This window comes from Rhizobium sp. BK538, assembly GCF_014197575.1.
GTDB lineage: Bacteria > Pseudomonadota > Alphaproteobacteria > Rhizobiales > Rhizobiaceae > Rhizobium.
On sequence record NZ_JACIFT010000015.1, the window covers coordinates 54,038 to 76,711 of the forward strand.

The following is a 22,674-nucleotide window of genomic DNA, read 5'->3' on the forward strand; positions in this document are numbered from 1 at the left end:
GAAATCGGGAGACTTCGACATGGCCGTCTTCCTTCTCCGAAGTTTCTTTTCGACCTGTCCCCGCATTGTTGTTAACGACTTGCCGAAAACCGAAACCTGAAATTGGTATTTCCGCGCAATTTCCGAAGCGAACCCGCTTTCACCCTTGAGACAAACGGTTGATATCCCGGCAAAATCCATAGGATCTTACGTGCGCTGCGGCTTGCTGTTAACGATTTGTCAATGTTAACAGTGATTTGACTATGAACTATTTCGCTCCAACCCGGAACATATCGGCCCAAGCGCCGTTACCTCTTCGCCAACCTGCAGTTGGGCATACCCAGCGCGGTCAAAAGAGTAGAACAAGGGACGATACATGGACAGCGATGTCGAAAGCAAACCACGGACAAACCGGGTTGCCAGTCAAAGCGTCTTGATTGTTGAGGATGAGTTCCTCATCGCCATTGACCTTGAATCGACTGTCAAGGACATGGGGCTCGACGTGATCGGTCTTGCAACCGACAAGGAGCAAGCGCTGAGGCTGGCGCCGATGGCAGATATCGCGTTTGTCGATGTCAACCTGGCAGACGGGGCGACAGGCCCCGAAATCGGCAGGCGTCTCGTCGAGGAATTCGGCGTGACGGTGGTTTTCATGACCGGCAACCCGGAAGCGGTCGCCGGACGAGTTCAGGGGGCGCTGAGCATCGTCAGCAAGCCTACAACACCCGCGATCGTGCAACGCTCGCTAAGGCATGCGCTCGAGGCGCGTGCCGTGGCAGAACGGTAGTGCGCACTCACGCAGCCTGAACGTCCAACTGATCCACCGCGGCAATCACGCCCCTGAGCTCCGCCAATCCTTTGAGCCGGCCGATGCAGGAATAGCCTGGATTGACCTTCTTCGCCTGGTCATCGATCAAAAGGTGGCCATGGTCGGGGCGCATCGGAATGACGCTGTCTGCTCTGCCGACCGCGGCCCGGCGGCGCTCCTCCCGGCGCAGCACCGAGATCAGCGAGACCATGTTGACGTCTCCACCGAGGTGTTCGGATTCGATGAAGGAGCCATCCGGTTCCTTCGTAACATTTCGCAGGTGCGCGAAGTGGATGCGCTCGGCAAAACGGCTCGCCATACCGGCGACGTCGTTTCCGTGGCGTGAGCCGTAGGAGCCGGCGCAAAGGGTTATACCGTTGGCAGTGTGATTGACTGCTGAGAGGATGCTCTCGATGTCCTCGGACTTTGATACGACGCGCGGCAGCCCAAACAGCGAGAACGGCGGATCGTCCGGGTGAATTGCCAGGCGCACGTTGTTTTCGGCCGCCACCGGCACGACCTCTTTCAGAAACTCGACCAGATTGCTGCGCATATCGGCGTCCGAGAGATCGTCGAACGCTGCAATATGCGTGCGAATGGTTTCGCGCGTGTGGCTGTCCTCGCCGCCGGGTAGACCCGCGATAATATTCCTTTCGAGGGTTTCCACAGTCTCCTCGCTCATGCCTGCCAGTCGCTCACGCGCCGCCTCGACGAGCGTGGTCTTGTAGCTTTCCTCGGCTGCAGCACGCTTCAAAACAAAGACGTCGTAGGCAATAAAGTCGATCATGTCGAAGCGAAGCGCCAAGCCGCCGACGGGGGTCGGGTAGAGAAGGTTTGTGCGCGTCCAGTCCACGACGGGCATGAAATTGTAGCAGACCACCGGCACGCCGCCTTTGCCGAGATTGGCAAGGCTCTGCTTCCACGCGTCGACATAACGGCGCCAGTTTTCGTTTCGCAGTTTGATAGCCGAATTGACAGGGATGGACTCGCAGACCGACCAGACCATACCGGCATTTTTTACGAGCGCCATGCGTTCGGCGACGTCGTCGGAGCTCCAGACCCGGCCGTCATAGATGTGGTGGAGGGCGGTTACAATGCCGCGCGCGCCGGCCTGACGAGCATGGGACAATGTGACCGGATCCTGTGGTCCAAACCAGCGCCAACTCTCCAACATTGCAACACCTCCCTAAAATGTTGGACAATTAAGCGCATTTTTCGGGACCAACGCAAGCTGAAAGCGAGCGTTGCCAAAATAAGGCCAACATATTAGGCTTTATAAAAATGGAGGTGCTGCCTGTGGACTCAAGCAATCGCGCTTCGGCTGTGGATGATGTCGTCCGGCAAATCCGCGTTCTGATCCGCGAACGGGGGCTCGGTGTGGGCGACGTCTTGCCGAGCGAAGTCGAGCTGGCCACGATGTTCGATTCCAGTCGCAATACGGTGCGCGAAGCCTTCCGCACCTTGAAGGCCTATGGTGTCGCCGAATCCAGGCAAAAGGTCGGCGCCGTCCTGACAGACCAGCATCAGAACGCGATGCGCGATCTTTTCTCCTTCGCCATGGAGATTTCAGTCGACGCCTTCCGCGACATACAGGGATATCGGCGGCTCACAGAAATGAACCTGTTTGATCTGCTTGCTGAACGCCTGACCGGCCAGGCTCTTGCCGAGATGGAAGCGGTCAATGCAGCCATCCTGACGGCGCAAAACGCCGAGCGTGCCTCCGAGCTTGACTTCCAGTTTCACCGCCTGCTGGTGGACGCGGCCGGCAATCGTACATTGTCGGAAACCTATGGCATGTTGAAGCCGGTCATTCAGCGATTGATGCTTGCGGGCAAATCGCAACGACCGACATTGCAGGCGGTCGTGGCCGAGCACTGCGACATTCTTCAGGCCCTTAGTGATCGCGACCGGATTGGCTTTGTCTACCATATGGATCGACATCTCAGCGCCGGTCTTGAATTCATTTCTACCGAGAAGAGTGGGGGAGGCTGATGGGAGAATTCACCGGCAAGATCGCAATCGTCACAGGGACCACCGGCATCGGACGCGCGATCGCATTGCATCTGGCGCGCGAGGGCGCGGCGGTCGCGTCCCTTGGCATCGATGAAAAGGCGAACAACGAGCTTGCGGAGATCGGTGCCGCAGCGGGTCTGGCCCTTCGTGTCATCCATGCGGATGTTTCCATCCCCACCAATGTGGCCGACGCCGTTGCCGAAGCGGTCGCCGCGTTTGGGGGCGTCGATATCATCGTCAATTCGGCGGCGGTGCATCCTTACGGCAATGCCACGGACACGCCCTTTGAGACGTTCATGCGCTGCATGGCGGTGAACGTCGGCTCGATCCATCTGACGGCGGAATATGGCATATCGGAAATGCGCAAGCGCGGCGGCGGCGCGATCATCAATATCTCGAGCGTACAAGGCTTTGCATGCCAGTCCGGCGTCTCGGCCTACGTCGCATCGAAGGGGGCGATCCACGCATTGACGCGGGCGATGGCGATCGACTTTGCGGCAGACAATATTCGCGTCGTGTCGATCAGCCCCGGTTCGGTGCGTACGCCGATCCTGGAACTCGCCGCGCGCACATTCGAAGGAGAGGGAGCTGACGTCGATGCCGTGTTTCGACGTTTCGGCGAAGCCCACCCACTTGGCCGCATTGGTGAGCCCGAAGAGGTGGCCGCACTTGCGGCCTTCCTCGCGTCGGACAAGGCTGCGTTCATTACCGGATCGGATCACCGCATCGATGGGGGGCTGACGGCTGGTATCGGCGTGCGCTGAGGGCGGTGCCCGGCCCTTCGGCCGGGCAGTCGACTGCTAAATCAGGCCCGTGAGCAGGCCGACGCCGGCCGCTGCAGCAATGCCGCCAGCCGAGCGCATGACAATTGCGCCCTGCTTGCCGACCAGATAACCGAGGGCAATGCCGGCAATGTGCAGCGCTGCCGTCGCCAGCATGAAGCCCACCGCATAGGCGATGGCGCCGGCCGCCGCCGGCATTTCCGAGCCGTGTGCGTATCCGTGAAAGATCGCAAAGAGGCCGACGACCCCTGCGGCGATGGCGACGGGAGCGCGGATACCAAGCGCGACGACGGCTCCAAGGATGATGACGGAGAACGCGATTCCGGCTTCGACAAAGGGGAGCGAAATTCCCAGCATGCCGAGTGCGCCGCCGACGGCCATCACCGAGACGAAGGTTGTCGGAACGAGCCAGAGCGCACGGCCGCCGAGCTGCCAGGCGAGAACGCCGACAAGAACCATCGCGAGGACGTGATCGACCCCTAAGACGGGGTGGGTGAAACCGTGAGCGAAACCAACCGTTTGTCCAAGACCGGTGTGCGCGAAGGCGAGTGATGGAGCAAGGACGCAAGCCGCGATCGCGGCGCTAAATCTGGAAATCTTTGAAAACATAAGTGGCCCCTACTTTGTGCATGTCGCGCCGAAAATGGCACGCGGGATCAGGGGGATAAAGCGAAAAAATGAGCGACACCGTCATTTGACGTAGGTCGACGCCGAACCCCTCAAGTTGGCTGCAATGTGCCAAACACGGAGACAAGGCCAAGCACGGCGAAGCCCAAGGCTATTTCGGCGCCAGTCGCCCACTTGAGCGGCTGCAGTGATGGGTTGCGAGAGAGCCTCGGGACAAGAAGGTAGCGATTGGTTACCGCAAGCGCGACCAAGACGAACACGATCAGGATCTTGATGCTGAGCAGGAACTGATAGTCGAGCTGCCAATCCAGCGGAGCAGATCCGACGATCAGGATCGTATTGATCATGCCGGTCATGATGACGAGAGCGACCGCAACATGGCCCGCGGTCGAAAACCGCATCAGTGCCGTCCGTGCATCCTGCTGCCGTCGCGCGTCGTGGAGCATCGGCAAGATAACGACGACAGGTATTAGCGCCCCGAGCCAGGCGCCACCTGACAGGAGATGAAGGCCATCGTTGAGGCGATGCATCGTGCGTAACCAGTCGCTATTCATCGCGGCATGACCGCTGATCGTGAGGCTGATGAGCAACAGCCCGGCGCTGAGCGCGCGGACGCGGTATCTGAACCGGACTGGTGCTAGGCAAGAGGCGACCAGCAGAATGACGGCACCAGCCTGGGCAATCCAGGCCTGCCCGACACTGGTTCCCGAAAGGATGGAGCTCAGCATCTGCGGCGCAAGCGCATCGGCCCAGCCGTCTCCGATCGTTGCCGCTTGCAGCGGGAGATGCGACGCGGTCGTGCCGATGATCAAGAAGGTTGCAAGCGCATACCAATGCCGGAGCCGTCGGCCCACCTGTGCTGCCAAGTCTGCAGGCATGATCCAGCAGATGTAAGCTGACGCGCCCCATAGAAATACGGCGGCGCCATCAAACAGGAAGCGGCACAGGATGAGCGCAGCGTCTGGCGTCACGGCTTGACCGTGAAGCGGTAAGTACCATTGGTCTTATGCCCATCCGTCGACAGGACGTGGAATTCCACCGCGTAAGCGCCCGGGCTCAGCGTTTGCGCAAGAGGGACCATCAGCGTCTTGCCTTCATCCATCAACATAGCGTCGCCGATTTTCACTACAGCCTTGTCTGGGCCGGTGATTTTCACACCGGAGAACTTGATGTTGAGCTCTTCTGAGAAGTGAAGGTCGAGTTCGGCAGGGGAGGCAGCGACCGTTGCATTGTCGGCAGGAACAGTTTTTGTCAGGTGTGCATGCGCGAGGGCTTGCCCGGCAATGCCGAGGATTGCAACGGCGGACAATGCGACAAGGCGGGAAAGTGTCGACATGTTCTTACTTCCTAAATTCAGACGACGGTTTCGCTAGGGGGTAGTAAGCCTATTGCGGTTTGGACATATCCATGCCGCCCATGTCGGAGTGGTGGTCTTTGCCACCGGCTCCCGCAGCGCTTCCAACATCAAATTCAACGTCAACGGAGCCCGCCTTCTCAAATGTTAAGGTTGCCTTGATCATCTCGCCCTCTTTGAAGGGCTTTTCCACGTCCATGAACATGACATGGAAGCCGCCGGGTTTCAGCTCGACGGTCTGGCCGGCCGGAATGACGAGCCCACCCGCAACGGAGCGCATGGTCATTACACCGTTGTTGACGCTCATCTGATGGACTTCGGTTGTCGCGGCCCGATCAGACGTGATGCTGACCAGCTTGTCGTCAGTCGAACCGGTGTTGGTCAGCTTCAGGTAGCCGCCACCGACCTTGGCGCCCGGCACCATGGCGCGCGCATGCGGGTGGGCGATGTCGATGTCGCCGACCTTGATGTCATTGGCCGCGGCAACGGCAGTAATTAGACCGGTAAACAGGAGGCCGGCGATGAAGGTTGTAAGCTTTTTCATGATGGCTATTCTCGGTTTGGCCGTCACGTGGGTCAGCGGATCATGCCGGCCTCGTTGACGTGCCTGTGTGAATGAAATGAGACGATGGGATCCACGAGTGCTCGACCGGCGCACCGGCGAATGACGACCGACACTGTACTGATGTCACGGTGTCGACCGCGGCTCAGGACTACCCAAAAACCGGAATCTGGGGCGGCGCTCTCGGGCCTTTGTTGGGCGGAAACGGTTCCTCGTTCCTTGCTTCACGCATCACCGGTAGGGTGATGCTGGTGTTGATCCGAAGACTTACGACGTCAGCTAAATTGGGCAACGGCAGGAGAGTCGAGGCAGCAATACGGCATGCCTCACATCCATGGCTATGCGCGTTTCCATGTTGATCGACGGCATGCTTGCTGCCGTCAGTGCAGATGACAGGCAATGTGCCGTCCGGCAGAACGTACTCGGCGAACTCTGCGGGAACGAAGCTGTCTTTGACGAAGGCCGGGGCCTGGTGAGCGAATCCGACAAACAGAAGTGCGATGGCGCAAGATATGCGCACCATCCACTGCATGAATATCGATTGCTTCGGTTTCAACTGCCGCCTCCCGACGACGGGACTGTCTGTGCGGATGACACCAATAAGTCCGATTGCAGCAATTTGAAAGAGGCTCACTGCAGGGGCTTGTCGAGAAAGCGAGCGTTAGCATCACCGCTCCGGATCATGCCGACTTCGATACGCTGAATGATCAGGTCAATTTTATGGATTGTTTTGCTCGAGCAGGCGCGGCACTAACACCGATAGCTAGTCTTCGGTACGGAGTGAGGATATGTCTAACGGGGTGTGGGACTTCTGGATTGATCGTGGAGGCACGTTCACCGACATTGTGGGCCGCGCACCCGATGGCAGTTTGCATCCGCGAAAGCTTCTTTCCGAAAACCCGGAAGCCTATCGGGACGCAGCGGTTCACGGAATCCGAGGGCTCCTGGGCCTCAAGGAAGAGGATCCCATTCCGGCCGATCGCATTGGCGACATTCGCATGGGAACGACGGTTGCCACAAATGCGCTACTGGAACGCAAGGGCGACAGGGTGCTATTGCTGATCACGAAGGGATTCCGTGACGCGCTCCGCATCGCCTACCAGGCGCGCCCCGATATTTTCGCCAAGGAAATCATTCTACCAGAACAACTTTATGAGCGCGTCGTCGAAGTCGACGAGCGTGTGCGCGTGGACGGTTCGATCGAGGTGCCGCTTGAGACCTCCAGTGTCGAGGCGGCGATCGCAACAGCGAGGGCCGATGGTTTCGATGCCGTCGCCATCGTGTTCATGCACGCCTACAAGTTTCCCAAGCATGAAACAGTGGTCGCACAGCTGTGCCGGGCGGCGGGCTTCAAGCAGATTTCAGTGAGCCACGAAGTCTCTCCGCTGCTCAAGCTGGTCGGCCGCGGCGATACGACTGTCGTGGACGCTTACCTTTCACCGATCCTGTCGCGTTACGTCCAGGAGGTGGCTGGCGATTTGGGCGTGGCACGCGCCGGGAATGCCTCGCCGCGTCTCAGTTTCATGATGTCATCGGGTGGCCTGACTGCTGCAGATATGTTCCGGGGTAAGGACGCACTCCTCTCCGGACCGGCCGGGGGCGTGGTCGGAATGGTGGAGACTGCAAAGCTTGCCGGTTTCGACAAGGTCATCGGGTTCGACATGGGGGGAACCTCAACCGATGTCGCCCACTATGCCGGCGAGTATGAACGTGCCTTCGAGACCGAAGTTGCAGGGGTTCGTGTAAGGGCGCCGATGATGCGCATTCACACGGTCGCCGCCGGCGGCGGCTCCATCCTTCATTTTGAAGCTGGTCGTTTTCGGGTTGGCCCCGATTCGGCCGGTGCCAACCCGGGCCCGGCCTGCTATCGTCGCGGCGGTCGGCTGGCGGTAACCGACGCCAACGTCATGCTTGGCAAGCTGCAGCCAGACCTGTTTCCCGCAATCTTCGGGCCCGGCCAGAACGAGCCGCTGGACATTGACGCCGTGCGCCAAAGATTCGAGGACCTATCGGTGCAAGCAGCCACCGGGCATAGCGCGGCGAGTGTTGCGGAAGGCTTCATCAAGATCGCAGTTGAAAATATGGCCAACGCCATCAAGAAGATTTCGGTGCAGCGTGGTTACGACGTGACCGGCTACCTGCTGAACTGCTTCGGCGGTGCCGGCGGCCAGCATGCCTGCCTTGTCGCCGATGCTCTCGGCATGTCCACGGTGCTCATCCACCCGTTCTCAGGCCTGCTCTCAGCTTACGGCATGGGCTTGTCATCGATCTTCGCATCGCGACAGCAGGCGTTCATCAAACCCTTATCCGCAGAGGTGCTCCCGGAGCTCGGTCATTTGATCGAAGCCTTGAGCGTGGACGTTCGCGAAGAATTGGAGGCACAAGGCATTTCCCCGTCTTCAATGGAATTCAGGCCCGTCCTGGACTTGCGCTATGACGGTACGGATACCGCGCTGCCGGTCGACTTCAGCCTTGGCTCGATATCAGATGCCAGGGCCGACTTTGAGCGGGCGCATAAGGCGCAGTTTGGCTTCATCTACGACGGGAAACCAATTGTCGTTGAATCCGTGGGCGTCGAGGGAACCGATCAAACCGCGGACCGCTATCAGGAGGCAAGTCACGAGACGGCGGCAAGGGTCGCTCATGCTCCTGAAAGCCGTCGCGTATTCTTCGAGGGCGTCTGGTGTGATGCCAGCGTTTTCAAGCGTAAGGATCTCTCCCCGGGTTGCCAAGCGCTCGGCCCAGCACTTGTCATCGAAGCCAATCAGACAATTGTCGTTGAGCCTGGATGGCAGGCAGAAATCACCTCAAGAAACCACGTGTTGCTGCGCCGTATTGAAAAGAAGAAGACCGCAGCCGCGCTGGGGACTGAGGCCGATCCGATTATGCTGGAGATATTCAACAATCTCTTCATGTCGATCGCCGAACAGATGGGCGTCACGCTGCAAAACACCGCCTATTCCGTCAATATCAAAGAACGGTTGGATTTTTCTTGCGCCGTCTTCGATCGAACCGGCGCGCTGGTGGCCAATGCACCGCATATGCCGGTTCATCTCGGCTCCATGGACCGGTCAGTCGAAACGATCATCAAGTTGAACACAGGGAACATCCACCCGGGTGATGTGTTCGCGCTCAACGCCCCTTACAACGGTGGCACCCATCTCCCCGATATAACAGTCGTCACGCCTGTCTTTGACGACGCGGGAACCGAGATCCTGTTTTATGTCGCCTCGCGCGGACATCACGCCGACATAGGAGGAACCGCACCGGGCTCGATGACACCGCTTGCGACGACCGTTGAAGAGGAAGGTGTCCTTTTCGATAATTTCCAACTGGTCGAAGGCGGCCGTTTTCGCGAAGCCGAACTGTTCGAGCTCCTCACAAATCATCGTTATCCGGCGCGCAATCCGCACCAGAACATCGCCGACTTAAAGGCTCAGATTGCCTCGAACGAAAAGGGCGTGGCGGAGTTGCGCAAAATGGTTGCCCATTTTGGCCTATCGGTGGTCGAAGCCTATATGGGGCATGTCCAGGACAACGCGGCCGAAAGTGTGCGTCGTGTCATCGATCGCTTGCCGGACACGGCCCAATACCATTACCCGACCGACACGGGGCAAGTCATCAAGGTCAAGATCACAGTTGATCGCGAGAAACGCGAGGCCACCGTCGATTTTACCGGCACGTCCCAGGTGGAGATGAACAACTTCAATGCGCCCGAACCGGTCACCCGTGCTGCGGTTCTTTATGCATTCCGCGTGATGGTTGAAGCGAACATCCCGATGAACGCCGGCTGCCTGAGACCGATAAACATCATCATCCCGGACGGTTGTATGCTAAGGCCTGCCTATCCTGCAGCGGTTGTCGCGGGAAATGTTGAGACATCGCAGCATGTAACCAACGCGCTCTTCGGCGCCATGGGAGCGATGGCCAATTCGCAGGGTACGATGAATAATCTGACCTTCGGAAATGCCAAGTACCAGTACTACGAAACGATTTGCTCGGGCTCGCCTGCGGGACAGATGAACGACGGGCGCGGCTTTGCCGGGACGGCTGGCGTTCATACCCACATGACAAATTCGCGGCTTACCGACCCCGAGGTGCTGGAACTTCGATTCCCGGTCCTGTTGGAGGACTTCCACATCATACCGGGCTCGGGCGGAAGCGGCAAATGGAACGCAGGCGACGGAACCGAGCGAACCATTCGGTTTTTGGAGCGGATGGAAAGCGCCATTCTGTCCTCCCACCGCGACCACCCGCCTCGGGGAATAAACGGGGGCGGCAACGGCCGTGTGGGGGCAACGAGCGTGCGACGGCTGGATGGTAGCGTGGAGGTGCTGAAGGCAAGCGATCAGACGGTATTGGAAGCGGGTGAGGCGATCATCGTCACAACGCCGACAGCCGGCGGCTTCGGAGGCTGACCGTAGTCCCGCTGGGAGCGGCTAGCGCGCCTGCAGCGGGGTTCCGTCGTCCCAGACATTGCCGCGCCATACATTCCCTTCGCCCCCCGCATGAAAGGACGTGGTCGGTCCATAGCCGGCGCAGTTGCCATTTGGTCCTCGTTCCCAAACATTGTCGGCAACGACAACGTAGGTCGGGTTGTCCCCGAACGGTTTCCCAGGATTCAACCCGAATGACGTGCAAAAGCCGCCTGGAGTTGCGCGGAAGAAATTGCGTTCGAAGCGGAACCTGGTCAGTGCGGAAAAATCGGCGTAGATCTGTGCGCTTCCCGAGCAACCGCCACCCATATCATTGTCCGGTACGTCGCACACGATCGTGTTATGCCGCAAGGTTACGTCATGCCCGCCATTTGACAGAAAGCCGCCGAGGTGTTGGGGTTTCCCTGGTTGCATATACTGGCCGTGCAACCAAGAGTCCTCAACAAGGCACTCCGGCGTGCACTGAATGCTTGTCTGTCCGCCCCTGACCTCCGAGCGTCGCACCGTGACATTGGAGAATCCGATGGCCGGCCCCTGCCATTTCCCGCCGTCGACCTCACTGTCCTCGATCGTCAATGATACGCCCCGTCCGTCAACATCGATGCGCGAGGTCTTGCTTCGCGAGATAACGACGCCGGTTGTCCGGATCACCAGCGGACAGCTGACCGTCTTCGCATCGATGATGGTGTTGGGCTGCGTGATCTCGCAAGGGCCATCGTAGGGCGTCAAGGTAATTCCGGATGGGATCCCGGTATTGTCCGGGCCTGGAAACGCCGCCAGGTCGATCCCTCCTGCCGCCTGCGTTCCCCACGCACCAACCGCGGCAGCAAGAATGAGTGAAAGCGCAGCATGCGTGTTGCGGTTGTCGATAGGCATTGGAGCTCCTGTTTCAAGAGATCGGCGTCGTGCGGCATGCAGGCCTTCTGGTCGCCTAGCTATCGCGGGGCAGGGCCGGCATGGATGCCGGGTTCCATTGGGCGCTCATGCGTGTCGCGCTGGCACCAAACGCAAGCGACAGCATGATCGCTGCCCTGTAGCAGCGAATGAGGGTCAGACCGGTGAAGGCCAGGAGCCGCGCTCTTATTCCATGCAAGCGGTCCGAGCGGCCGATGCGGAACCACTCGGCAGCCGGCGACAGAGCGACGGCTGCCGTGCGAAGCATCCATCGCGGCCACCAGGCGCGTCGCGCGCGAACACGCGCAAAATCGTGAGCCGTGTGTCGCTGCCACTTGCGTGCCAACTCTGCAAACGTTTTGCGGGCAGGGTGAAAGACGATCATGTCGGGGCAGTACCGCGTCTGATATCCGCGACCCAAGGCCCGCTGGCCCCAGTCGCGGTCTTCAGCAATGTCGATGCCGCCAAATTTGCCCACCGCGGCAAAAACATTCGCTCGCGCTGCCAGGTTTCCGGTGCCGGTGAAGCCCTGTTTGGCGATGTATTCCTTCATTCGATAGGCATAGACACTCTCATAAGCTTCCAGAAGCGTCGGGCATGCGGGATCTTCAAAGCCGATGCGCACATCGCCCCCGATAATGGTCACACTCGAGTCAGCAAACTGGCGCTCGATTTCACTGAGCCAAACGCTGCTTGCCCGACAGTCCGCATCGATAAATGCGAGGATGTCGCCCGTCGCTTTCGATACGCCACGGTTGCGCGCCGGCCCCGGGCCCGGCACCGTCTCCGACAGCAGAACTGTTCCGGGATAAGCTGCGCAAACCCCAGTGGGCAGTTGCTTCGAGCCGTTGTCGACGACAAGGATCTCGTAGGGTTGCCGGACGCCGGTCTGGGCTGCGAGAGACGCCAGGCAGGTGCCCAGCAGTTCCGGTTGGTCAAGATGCGGGATAATGACGCTGATCATTGATATCCAGGCTCCTGCGAAGCAGGCTTCGGTAAGCCCCTAGGTAGCGACGTGATTCCGTCGTCCATCTGAACTCGCGTTCGGCCACGGCCCGGCCCACGGAAGCCATCTCGCTGCAGCGTCGCGGGTCGTCGACGAGGGAGAGAATGCCCTCAGCCAAGGCCATCGGCGTATGCTCTCGCACCACCACAGCCGCGTTTCCGGCGTCGCGCGTGGCTTGTCTGAGGTCGAATTGAACGATCGGCAAACCGAGCATCATGTATTCAAAGACCTTGTTCATCGAAAGCTTGTCATTGAAGTCATTCGGGGGGTCGGGAATGACGCCCACATCCAGCGCCGAAAGGTGCGCCATCAGAGGTTGACCGGTCAGATAACCGCTGAAACGTAGCACGTGATTGAGGCCCAACTCGGTGGCCATCGCCCGCAGGCGCGGCAGTTCAGGGCCGTCGCCGATGATCAGCCCGTGAACATCGTTGCGCTTGCGGACATGGACGATCTCTGCCAGGGCGCGAACGAGCGATTCCACCCCGTCCTGCTCACCCATGATGCCAATATAGCCGATCAGATGTTTGCCGGGTATGACCAGCGACGGGTCGGCAATGGTGCGGCGGAAGCGCGACGCTTCGGGATAGCTCTTGACGACAATCACGCGATCAGGCGCCATGCCGCCACGCGAGATTGCGATATCCCTGAAGGTTTCGTTCGTGGCGATGCTGGCATCTGCCATTTTGAAGGTCTGCTTCTCGAAGAAACACAGGAGGCGATAAAGGATGTCCTTCCGCCCGAACTTCGTCACGTAGAGTTCGGGGCTGAGATCGTGATGGTCGAACACAAAGCGCGTGCCAAATAGAAGTTTGTGTACGAGCGCGACGAGAAACATCAGGTCGGGAGGGTTGCAGGCCTGAATGGCATCGATCGACTGTCGGCGCCGGACGCGAAAAGACAGACGCATCTGATGGAAGAGAGCCATCCAATATTCCCGAAGGTAGCCGGCGGCGGACTTCGCCTCGCGAAGTGGATGCCGGTAGATGTGCACGCCGTTCAACACTTCGTAGCTCTTGTTGTGTCCCTTCCCTTGCGGGCAGATGACGGAAACGTCGAACCCGGCTTCAACGAGCGCCTGTGCTTCCTGCCAGACTCGGCGATCGAAGGGGACCGGCAAGTTCTCGACCAAGATTAGAATGTGGTTGTTCCTAGAAATGGCGGCCTCCCGTGTGTTTATTGAGCGGGTTTGTGCCTCAATTCAAACCTCTTCAGAGGAAATTCTCCAGTTAGCAAACGGGATAGTCGAGCGGATCTTTTGTGTATATCCGCTTCAGCCATAAGGGTATCTACCAAGTAGGTCAGTTATACTTGTAAAACAGTGGTCCGGATTTGATGGTGTTTGTAACGTGTACTAGGGGAATTTTTAGAAAGTGGCGCGGTCCGTTCTCCAAGTTGACGATCAAAGAGCAACGGTGCGCCCCATCACCGCCGATGACGTGGATCGGGTCGCATCTTTCCTTCATGAGGAGCTAAATCCCCGCTTAACGCCGGCCTCTTGGGCGCAGGCCATTCGTCCGGGCTGGCAAAGCGAGGCTCCAAACCACGGCTTCATGCTGCTCTCGGGGGGGCACATTGTTGGCGCACACGTCGCCTTCTACTCGCAGCGCATCGTCGACGGACAGAACGAGAAATTCTGCAACCTTGCTGCGTGGTGTGTGCTTGATACTTATCGCGCCCACAGCCTGCGCCTCTTAAAGGCGCTACTCGATCAGCCTGGCTACAGCTTCACTGATCTGTCGCCAAGTGGCAATGTCGTTCCGCTCAATCGTCGCCTGAAGTTCCAGGCACTTAACACGGCTGCCGCGCTGGCGGTCAATCTGCCGTGGCCGAGATGGGGAAGCGGCGTGCGCATCGTCGATCATCCCGCCTTGATGCAGACCTACCTGTCTGGTCGGGACCTCGAGATCTACAGGGACCATGTCAGTGCGCCGGCTGCGCATCATCTGGTCATCGTCAAAGGGCATCGAAGCTGCTACGTGATCTTCCGCAAGGATACGCGCAAGGGCCTGCGCCTGTTCGCTTCGATCCTGCACGTTGGGGATAGATCTCTGTTTTCAGAGACCGCCTGGCATTTGCGCAGCTACTTGCTGACGCGCTTCGGTCTGCCGGCCACGCTGATTGAGGAACGGTTCGCGAGCGCCCCGCTGTTCTTGTCACTACCGCTCAAATCGCCGCGTCCGAAGATGATCTTGAGCAGCCGTGTGACGCCAAGTCAGGTCGATTACCTTTATAGCGAACTCACGTGCGTGCCTTGGTAGACGTTGGGGCGAACATGCGATCACCGGTCAACATCAATCTTTCTGATCTCCTTCGCAACGGAGCAGCCCGCCATGGATCCGCCCCGGCTGTCACCTTCAAGGCGACCACCCTCAGCTATGAAGAGATGTGGCAATATGTCCTCGGCTTCACATCCGCGCTCAATAGGCTCGGGGTCGCTCGCGGCGATCGGGTGGCGGTGCTGCTCGACAAGCGCGTTGAAACAGTCGTAACGATATTTGGGACGGCGGCTGCGAATTGCGTTAGCGTGCCAATCAATCCGCTACTGCGACCGCAACAGGTCGCCTATATCCTTGCCGATTGCGATGTTCGGGCACTTGTGACCTCGCCAGACCGGCTGGCGCAACTGCGAGAGTTCGTCGACAGCGACAGCGCCCTTCAGCATGTTATCCTTGTCGATGCGCCAGCTGGCAACGAGAGCACCACCCCGAGTGAGCCATGGCGCCTCCATTCCTGGACTGAACAGGTCGCGGCCTCGCAAGGCGAGGCATCAAGACCTGCGGGCGTAGACAGCGACGTTGCCGCAATTCTTTACACGTCCGGGAGCACCGGGAAGCCAAAGGGCGTGGTTCTCAGCCACCGCAACATGATCGTGGGCGCCGAGAGCGTCAGTCACTATCTCGGCAATGGAGAGCACGATACCATTTTGTCAGTTCTGCCTTTGAGTTTCGACGCGGGCCTGAGCCAATTGACGACGGCCTTTCATTCCGGTGCCCACCTAGTGTTGATGAACTATCTCCTCCCTTCCGATGTGGTGCGGCTGTGCGAGAGGCATAAGATAACAGGAATTACTGGTGTTCCGCCGTTTTGGATCCAAGTCTGCGATCTGGCGTGGCCGCCTGAGGTGGCTGCTCGACTGCGCTACTTCGCCAATACCGGTGGTCGCATGCCCAAGGCGACGCTCGAACGGCTGCGATCGGCCTTCCCGAACGCACTGCCCTACCTGATGTATGGACTGACAGAGGCATTCCGATCGACCTATCTCGATCCGGCTGAAATAGACCGCCGGCCGGATTCAATCGGCAAGGCGATTCCGAACGCAGAGATCCTCGTCGTGCGGCCAGACGGATCGCTTTGCGACCCGGGAGAGCCAGGGGAGCTGGTGCACAGGGGGCCGCTTGTGGCCCTCGGATACTGGAACGATCCAGTCCGCACTGGTGAACGCTTCAAGCCATGGCCGGGCACTGTCGCCAGTTGGAAGCAGCCTGAAATGGCGGTCTTTTCTGGCGACACGGTCGTGCGGGATGATGAAGGCTTTCTCTATTTTGTCGGTCGGCGCGATGAGATGATCAAGACGTCTGGCTATCGTGTCAGTCCGACAGAAATCGAGGAGGTTGCCTACGCGACAGGCCTCACACGTGACGTGGTTGCCATGGGCGTTGATGACCAAGCGCTCGGGCAGCGTATTGTCCTCGTCGCCAGCCCGGTATCAGAAACGCTGGACGTTGCTGCCCTGCTGAGCGCGTTCAGGCGCCAGCTGCCGCAATACATGGTGCCGTCCAAGGTCATAGAGATGACGTCTATTCCGACAAATCCAAACGGCAAGTTCGACCGTGTACTGTTGAGGGAGCAACTGGGTTCGTGAGCGTACATCCTTCCATTGGCATGTTCGATGTTGCCGAAGACTGTCTGGCGGTCGGCGGCATACCCCTTGACCGTTTGACCGAGCGCGTCGGGACAACGCCGTTTTTCGCGTACGACCGTCGGCTGATCAACTCGCGCATTTCCTATCTTCGCTCTGTTCTGCCGAAGGATGTGAAGCTCAGTTACGCGGTCAAAGCCAATCCGATGCCAGCACTGGTCCAGCATATGGCTGGACTTGTCGATTCCTTCGACGTTGCCTCGGCATATGAGATGAAGACGGCGCTGGACACGGTCGTGCCGCCATCCAACATCAGTTTTGCTGGCCCCGGCAAAACATCGCAGGAACTTTCCCAAGCCGTGGCCGCCGGCGTGACCATTGAGATGGAGTCAGCGGGCGAAGCCATGCGCATCGTTGAAGCCGGCAACCGCCTTGGAATCCGACCGCGCGTTGCGCTCAGGGTCAACCCGGACTATCAGGTCAAGGGTTCCGGCATGAAGATGGGCGGCGGCTCGCAGCAGTTCGGCATCGATGCCGAAGAGGTGCCGGCGCTGCTTCGCCATCTCGCAAGCGCTGATCTCGACTTCGTCGGTTTCCATGTGTTTGCCGGCTCTCAGAACTTGCACGCCGACATTCTTTGCGATGCCTTGTCCCACAATGTCGAGCTGCTACTCAAGCTTGCCGAAACGTGCGGATATCCTGTTCGCTATCTCAACCTTGGCGGTGGCTTTGGAATTCCTTATTTCGAGAAGGATCAACCACTTGACCTCGTGCCGGTTGGGCGCAGACTGAGCGATCTGGTAGAAAGCGCAATTCGCCCGGCTCTGCCGGACGCACGTGTGGTGATAGAACTCGGCCGTTACCTCGTCGGTGAATCCGGAGTCTATGTGACGCGCGTCATCGACCGAAAGGTGTCGCGCGGCCGGACCTATCTGGTTGTCGATGGTGGGCTTCACCATCAACTGGCCGCCTCCGGTAACTTTGGTCAGGTCATTCGTCGCAACTATCCGCTTGTCATCGGCAACAGGATGGGCGTGGAGGACCGCGAGACGGTGTCGGTGGTCGGCTGCCTTTGCACGCCGCTCGACCTGCTCGGGGAGAACGTATGCCTGCCGCCGGCCCAGGTCGGCGATCTGGTGGTCATTTTCCAGGCTGGCGCCTACGGATTGACGGCCAGCCCAACCGCATTTCTCGGGCATCCGATGCCGCCGGAGATCCTTGTCTAGTAAGCTTCAGATCCACGCTATTCATTAGAAACGGTGAGGTGCCATGAATTCGTCAATATTCGAATCGGTCAAGGACGTGATCGCAGATACGCTTGGTATCGCCGACCGCGCCCGCATCGCGGAAGCCTCCACGCCGTTGTTCGGCAACATCCCCGAACTCGATTCCTTCGCGGTGCTAAGTCTGGCATCGGCGCTGGAGTCCAGGTTCGGATTCCAGATCGACGACGACGATTTCACCGGCGAGATTTTCGAGACAGTCGGCTCACTCGCGGCGTTTGTCGATCGGCATCGAACGCATTGACGCTTGGCCATCCGGGCACCGTTGCTAGGTACGGAGGTCGAGGGACTTGGGCAGGAGCATGGGGCAACCATGGATATTGTCGAAACATCGCCGGACGGCAAAGGTGGGCTTGCGGTCATCATCGTCACCTATAACAGTGCCGAGGCTTTGCCGGCTCTGCTTGACTCGCTTGCAGACGGACTTCGCGGCATCGAGCGGTTCGAGGTAGTCGTCGCCGACAACAATTCGCACGATGGCTCCTCGGACCTTGCCGCGGCCCATCCCATTGGAGCACGGGTGATCTGCATGGGGTGGAATGCCGGCTATGCCGCGGCGATCAACGCGGCTGCTGCAACCGTTCGCCAAGGCGTCAGCCTGCTCGTTCTCAATCCGGATCTGCGACTTTATCCAGACGCGGCAAAACCGCTCGTCGAGCATCTGGCAAACCCGGGTGTCGGCGTGGTTGTGCCTATCAATTACAAGCAGGATGGGAGCGTCGACCCAACGCTGCGTCGCGAGCCCTCGGTTCTGAGCGCCTGGGCAGAGGCGGTTCTGGGCGGAAGCCTGGCAGCGAGGGTAGGGTGGGGAGAAATTGTCGATTTGTCCGCACGCTACGACAGCTGCGGTGCCGCCGAATGGGCAACCGGGTCGGCGCTTCTCATCTCCGCGCAAGCACGCAGGATCGTCGGTGAGTGGGACGAGTCCTTCTTCCTCTATAGCGAGGAAGTCGACTATCAGCGACGGGTGCGAGAGGCTGGCCTTTCGATTATCTTTGAACCGCAGGCAAAGGTCATGCATGCCGGTGGTGGTAGCGGCAGCAGCCCGCGGTTGTTCGCGCTGATGACTGCGAATCGAATTCGCTACTATCGCCGACATCACGGACGGCTGAAAGCGGCGTTGTTTGCTTCGGGAATCGCCTTCGGGCAGATGCTTCGATGCTGGCGCGGGTCAACACACCGCGCCGGACTAGGTGGCGCATTGCGGCCTTCCGGGGCGCTATCGCAATTCCGGGCGACGGCCCGAGCCTGAGTTGGAGAAAGTCATGAAGCGCCGGATTTTGACGTTTCACGGAATAGGTGAGCCTGAGCGACTTCTCGATCCGGGAGAAGCTGATTACTGGATTGGCCTTGACCGGTTCTGCGATATTCTGGATCGCGTCTGGCATCATGTCGATCGAGACAAAGTTCTGATCACCTTCGATGACGGCAACCTGTCAGATCTTCGCCTCGCGGCGCCCGAATTATGCCGGCGGGGGCTGGACGCGGAATTCTTCGTGCTAGCCGGGAGGCTGGGCAAGACAGGCTCGCTCGATCCAGACGACGTTCGATGCCTTTTGAAGATGGGCATGCGTGTCGGCAGTCATGGGATCGATCACCGCGATTGGTCCGGTCTTTCGGATGGCGAACTCGAATGGGAACTGGGCCAGTCGAAACGTCTGCTCGAGGAGATCTGCGGCCATCATTTGCATTCGGCCTCTATCCCGTTCGGTCGCTATAATCGTGCGACACTGGCGAAGCTGCGCGCCTGCGGCTACCAAACCGTCTATTCGAGCGACGGCGGTGACACCACGACCGGCCGATTCCTGCGGGCCCGAACCTCGATACGCAGCAGCATGACAGATGCGATGATCGACTATGTTTTGGATGGTCACCTGCCCGCCATGAGGCGGCTTCGCAGAGCCGCGCGTATGACTATCAGCGCCTGGTCGTAGGACATCGTATATTCCCAGCCATCGCCATGAAGACCACCAGCGCTCAAAAATCAATAACCAGCCAGTTGCTTGGCCTTTCGATACGCACGCGCAGGATTCTTGATAGCCGTGACTGCCGGTCGCAGCAGATCCCGGAAATCGCCATAACGGTTTATCGGTATCTGCGAGATCTCCGTCCAACTCTCGGCAATCTGTGCAAAATAGATATCGCCGTTGCGTCGCATCTGCGGCGGCAGCGACAGCATGTCGGTGTAGTTTGCCCGCGATATCATCGGGTGGATCTCGGCCTGACGCGGCTTCACATAGGAATCGCAGAACCCCCAGGAGCTCATCCTGAGTTCCATATAGGCAAGGTCCAGCTTTAGCAGTGTACCGAACGGTGGAAGCGCGCCGAGCCAGGTTTCGACGGCCTCGATGATCTCGCTCTCAGGCGGCAGTTTTAAACGGCTCACGATACTACGCGCGTCAAGGCCGGTGCTGTCCTCCACGTTGAGCCATAGGAAACCGCGCCCAACCTCACCGCCGAGGCCACCGATGAAGTATTTGCCTTCCAGAGGCCGGACGCTTGGATGCATTTTGACATTGTTACCTCCCACACAATGTCCGGTTCGGACCTGCCAAAGGTTGGCCTCCTGCGCCGTCGCCTCACGATAAGGCAGCAAAGTGTGAGCGAGCCCGAGACGCCGCGCAAGCCGCCTTGCGCAACCGACGTCAACGTCGGCACCTGGCGCATTGACAGTCACGAAGGACACGTTGCCGAGCAGGTTTCGGCAGCACGCGAGCAACAGGCGCGAGTCATGCCCGGCGGTCAATCCGACACTCACCTGTCCGGTGCGGCTCAAGATTTCGATCGTATCTGTGACGCGCGAAAACAGCCGTGCGCAGGTGGCCGTCGGATCGAGCGCCGGTTCGATCGCAGCTGCAGGCCAGTGACGCTTCGCGATCCAACGATCGAGGTCGAGATAGTGATTGCAAATGAGGCGGTGGATGCCGACATGCGCGGTGAGGCTCCCTGTAAACCAGCCGGCGTTCGGGACATCGACTGCCTTATAGAGCCGAGTGCGAAAGCGACGCCGGTATTCAGCGGGGTCAAGGAGCACGGCTGCCGTAGCACCAGCCACGTGTGCCTCGGGGTCATATACCACCGAGAGCGTGCCGTTCGCGTCGAGATAGATGCGGTGAAATTTCTCCGTACACAGAATGAACAGGAAGCTGCCGGTTAGCCGGTAAATCGTGCTTTCTACGAAGGCATCAATATCCGTGGTCTCATCGACGACGGTGTCCACCACATGGCGCTGGAAAACAAGACGGCGTTGTTCCAGGTCGATCGGCGTGCCGATCAAGATCCCGATTTGTTTGCCGGCGGCGTCCTGGACCTGAATGCTTTTCGTGGTCGGCGACAGGTTGACGAATACAGGTCCAACATGGAGTTGCCGCCAACCCGCGAAAAGCGGTTTTGCTTGCTCCGAAATGATGAATTGTCCGTCGAATTGGTCTGATGCCGGCAACACTGGCTCGCCCTTTTTGTCCCCGATCGGGCGCGATTACGCAGGCCCGCCTTCACAGAGTATAAGCGATCGCCTGCAAGACGGTAAGCGCCACGGCATCCTCTTTTGGGCGATGTGAGAGCACCAGAAAGAATAAGCGAAAGATTTAACGGTTCAGACTAGTATCGCTTGAAGTAAACAAGCCAGTTGTGCTTGCAATTTGGACGTATATCAGGCCGTTGGGCATTCATGACGATAGTGCACCGCTATAAACCCGTCGATCGACCATTTCGAAAGCCCGAGATATCAAGGCAAGTGACGCCAGCGAGGGTGGCGCAATCCAACCACGGGCTTGCCCTGCCGGTGAAGCTCTTTCTGGTCGGTTTGATCCTGCCATGGATCATTCCGCTTGGTTCCCTCAATCTATCGGCCTATCGGATCGTGTTGCTGGTGGCATTCGTGCCATGTTCTGTGCTCTGGATGCAGGGCAGGGCCGGACGCATTCGTCTCCCCGATCTGGGACTGATGCTGTTCAACCTCTGGGCCGCGGTCGGACTTGCCGTCGTCCACGGCGTAGGTCCAGCAATTCAACCGGGTGGCATGCTGTTCATTGAGGGCATGGGCTCTTACTTGATGGCTCGCTGCTTCATCCGAACGCCTGATGATTTTCGTAGCATGGTGATGTTCGCAGCCAAGCTGCTCGTCTGCTTGTTTCCGTTTTGTCTCTATGAATGGCTTACCGGGCAGAACCCGCTTCTGACGATCCTTGGCACAATTTTCCCCACGGTCGAGATCACCCGAATGTACCCACGTATGGGCTTATGGCGCGTACAGGGCACATTTAGTCATTCGATCCTGTATGGCGTATTCTGCGCTAGCCTGTTTGCCGTAACATGCCGCGTCTCGTCATTTCGTTCCAACGGTTTCACGGCGGTGTTCCTCACATTTGTGGTCGGCGGCAGTGCCGTGCTTTCGATGTCGTCGGCCCCGATTGCTGGACTGACGTTTCAGATTGCCCTGTTGATCTGGGACAGGATGCTACGTATCTTCCGGGGACGTTGGAAGCTCCTGTGGGCGGCCGCAATCCTTGGCTTTCTGGCTATAGAATTTGGCTCAAATCAAACGCCTGCGCAGTTTTATGTGTCGCACTTCACCTTCGAGCAGCAGACCGGCTGGTACCGGATGTGGATCTGGCAGTACGGCACGGCTTCGGTCGAAAATCATCCGCTCTTCGGAATTGGTCTCGGAGACTGGGCGCGCCCGGCCTGGATGGTGAGCGATAGCGTAGACAACTTCTGGCTAATTTTGGCGATGCGCCACGGCATCCCCGGCGTTACTCTTATGGCGCTATCTTGGCTAGGCTTGTGGTTTTCGATTGCACGGAAAAAGGCCCTGGAGCCCGTCGTCGCTTCCTATCGCACCGCCTACCTCATTTGCATGGCAACGTTCGTATTCGTCGGCGCAACTGTCCATTTTTGGAATGCGACATATGCGTGGTTTTTCTTTCTGGGAGGAGCCGGTGCATGGATCCTGGATTCGCGTGGTCATGAAAACCCGTCAGGCCGAACAGTCAATGACCGCGCTGCCGGCGGAGCACCAATGCGTGTCAACCGCCTTGCAACGCGCCCATGAGCCGATTTTTCTAAG

21 protein-coding genes are annotated in these 22,674 nt (G+C 58.9%); 11 read left to right on the top strand and 10 right to left on the bottom strand.

Annotation, left to right across the window (positions count from 1 at the left end):
- Positions 1–355: 355 nt before the first annotated feature.
- Positions 356–766, top strand: coding sequence for a response regulator (locus FHX09_RS19440; RefSeq protein ID WP_132590300.1), 411 nt, complete (start codon positions 356–358; stop codon positions 764–766).
- Between the two features lie 7 nt (positions 767–773).
- On the opposite strand, the gene uxuA is transcribed toward FHX09_RS19440, so the two are convergent.
- Positions 774–1,961 carry a mannonate dehydratase gene (uxuA, locus tag FHX09_RS19445; protein WP_132590298.1) on the bottom strand — a complete coding sequence of 396 codons (1,188 nt, stop codon included), beginning with the start codon at positions 1,959–1,961 and terminating at the stop codon, positions 774–776.
- Between the two features lie 122 nt (positions 1,962–2,083).
- Between uxuA and FHX09_RS19450 the strand changes: the two genes are divergently transcribed.
- Positions 2,084–2,779, top strand: coding sequence for an FCD domain-containing protein (locus FHX09_RS19450; protein WP_184450521.1), 696 nt, complete (start codon positions 2,084–2,086; stop codon positions 2,777–2,779).
- On the top strand, positions 2,779–3,564 hold the full coding sequence (locus FHX09_RS19455) for an SDR family oxidoreductase (protein ID WP_132590294.1): 786 nt from the start codon (positions 2,779–2,781) through the stop codon (positions 3,562–3,564). Before FHX09_RS19450 ends, FHX09_RS19455 begins: the two co-directional genes overlap by 1 nt.
- Before the next feature lie 36 nt (positions 3,565–3,600).
- Here FHX09_RS19455 and FHX09_RS19460 read toward each other — a convergent pair whose 3' ends face one another.
- The 5 genes from FHX09_RS19460 to FHX09_RS19480 all read right to left on the bottom strand — a co-directional run bounded on the left by FHX09_RS19460 (position 3,601) and on the right by FHX09_RS19480 (position 6,681).
- Entirely contained in the window at positions 3,601–4,191 is a 591-nt protein-coding gene (locus FHX09_RS19460; protein ID WP_132590292.1) for a HupE/UreJ family protein, read from the bottom strand.
- A 110-nt stretch (positions 4,192–4,301) separates the two neighbouring features.
- The gene (copD, locus tag FHX09_RS19465; RefSeq protein ID WP_184450522.1) at positions 4,302–5,180 is read right to left on the bottom strand and encodes a copper homeostasis membrane protein CopD; all 879 of its coding nucleotides are present in this window, start codon (positions 5,178–5,180) and stop codon (positions 4,302–4,304) included.
- Complete coding sequence (copC, locus tag FHX09_RS19470; RefSeq protein ID WP_132590288.1) at positions 5,177–5,545, bottom strand: copper homeostasis periplasmic binding protein CopC; 369 nt, start codon at positions 5,543–5,545, stop codon at positions 5,177–5,179. The genes copD and copC overlap by 4 nt, the downstream gene beginning before the upstream one ends.
- Positions 5,546–5,594: 49 nt before the next feature.
- Entirely contained in the window at positions 5,595–6,107 is a 513-nt protein-coding gene (locus FHX09_RS19475) for a copper chaperone PCu(A)C (protein WP_132590286.1), read from the bottom strand.
- A gap of 169 nt (positions 6,108–6,276) precedes the next feature.
- Positions 6,277–6,681: a hypothetical protein gene (locus tag FHX09_RS19480; protein ID WP_007799885.1), complete on the bottom strand. Its 405-nt coding sequence runs from the start codon at positions 6,679–6,681 to the stop codon at positions 6,277–6,279.
- A 232-nt stretch (positions 6,682–6,913) separates the two neighbouring features.
- Between FHX09_RS19480 and FHX09_RS19485 the strand changes: the two genes are divergently transcribed.
- Positions 6,914–10,543, top strand: a complete 3,630-nt coding sequence (locus tag FHX09_RS19485) for a hydantoinase B/oxoprolinase family protein (protein ID WP_184450523.1) — start codon at positions 6,914–6,916, stop codon at positions 10,541–10,543.
- A 21-nt stretch (positions 10,544–10,564) separates the two neighbouring features.
- Here FHX09_RS19485 and FHX09_RS19490 read toward each other — a convergent pair whose 3' ends face one another.
- From FHX09_RS19490 to FHX09_RS19500, 3 genes are read right to left on the bottom strand one after another with little or no spacing between them, the layout of a single operon-like run.
- Positions 10,565–11,437, bottom strand: coding sequence for a hypothetical protein (locus FHX09_RS19490; protein WP_132590282.1), 873 nt, complete (start codon positions 11,435–11,437; stop codon positions 10,565–10,567).
- Between the two features lie 55 nt (positions 11,438–11,492).
- Positions 11,493–12,419, bottom strand: coding sequence for a glycosyltransferase (locus FHX09_RS19495; RefSeq protein WP_132590280.1), 927 nt, complete (start codon positions 12,417–12,419; stop codon positions 11,493–11,495).
- Complete coding sequence (locus tag FHX09_RS19500) at positions 12,391–13,581, bottom strand: glycosyltransferase family 4 protein (RefSeq protein WP_245505466.1); 1,191 nt, start codon at positions 13,579–13,581, stop codon at positions 12,391–12,393. Before FHX09_RS19500 ends, FHX09_RS19495 begins: the two co-directional genes overlap by 29 nt.
- A 295-nt stretch (positions 13,582–13,876) precedes the next feature.
- On the opposite strand from FHX09_RS19500, the gene FHX09_RS19505 reads away from it, so the two are divergent.
- The 6 genes from FHX09_RS19505 (at position 13,877) to FHX09_RS19530 (ending at position 19,540) form a co-directional block, all read left to right on the top strand.
- Positions 13,877–14,722, top strand: a complete 846-nt coding sequence (locus tag FHX09_RS19505; RefSeq protein WP_132590276.1) for a hypothetical protein — start codon at positions 13,877–13,879, stop codon at positions 14,720–14,722.
- A 14-nt stretch (positions 14,723–14,736) separates the two neighbouring features.
- Complete coding sequence (locus FHX09_RS19510; RefSeq protein ID WP_132590274.1) at positions 14,737–16,326, top strand: acyl-CoA ligase (AMP-forming), exosortase A system-associated; 1,590 nt, start codon at positions 14,737–14,739, stop codon at positions 16,324–16,326.
- Positions 16,323–17,549, top strand: coding sequence for a pyridoxal-dependent decarboxylase, exosortase A system-associated (locus FHX09_RS19515; protein WP_132590272.1), 1,227 nt, complete (start codon positions 16,323–16,325; stop codon positions 17,547–17,549). Before FHX09_RS19510 ends, FHX09_RS19515 begins: the two co-directional genes overlap by 4 nt.
- A gap of 43 nt (positions 17,550–17,592) precedes the next feature.
- Positions 17,593–17,850, top strand: a complete 258-nt coding sequence (locus FHX09_RS19520) for an acyl carrier protein (protein WP_132590270.1) — start codon at positions 17,593–17,595, stop codon at positions 17,848–17,850.
- A gap of 69 nt (positions 17,851–17,919) precedes the next feature.
- Positions 17,920–18,858, top strand: coding sequence for a glycosyltransferase family 2 protein (locus FHX09_RS19525; protein ID WP_184450524.1), 939 nt, complete (start codon positions 17,920–17,922; stop codon positions 18,856–18,858).
- A 13-nt stretch (positions 18,859–18,871) separates the two neighbouring features.
- The gene (locus tag FHX09_RS19530; protein WP_132590266.1) at positions 18,872–19,540 is read left to right on the top strand and encodes a polysaccharide deacetylase family protein; all 669 of its coding nucleotides are present in this window, start codon (positions 18,872–18,874) and stop codon (positions 19,538–19,540) included.
- Positions 19,541–19,590: 50 nt separating this feature from the next.
- Here FHX09_RS19530 and FHX09_RS19535 read toward each other — a convergent pair whose 3' ends face one another.
- Positions 19,591–21,051, bottom strand: coding sequence for a hypothetical protein (locus FHX09_RS19535; protein WP_184450525.1), 1,461 nt, complete (start codon positions 21,049–21,051; stop codon positions 19,591–19,593).
- A 306-nt stretch (positions 21,052–21,357) separates the two neighbouring features.
- On the opposite strand from FHX09_RS19535, the gene FHX09_RS19540 reads away from it, so the two are divergent.
- Positions 21,358–22,659 carry an O-antigen ligase family protein gene (locus FHX09_RS19540; protein WP_245505465.1) on the top strand — a complete coding sequence of 434 codons (1,302 nt, stop codon included), beginning with the start codon at positions 21,358–21,360 and terminating at the stop codon, positions 22,657–22,659.
- Positions 22,660–22,674: the final 15 nt, after the last annotated feature.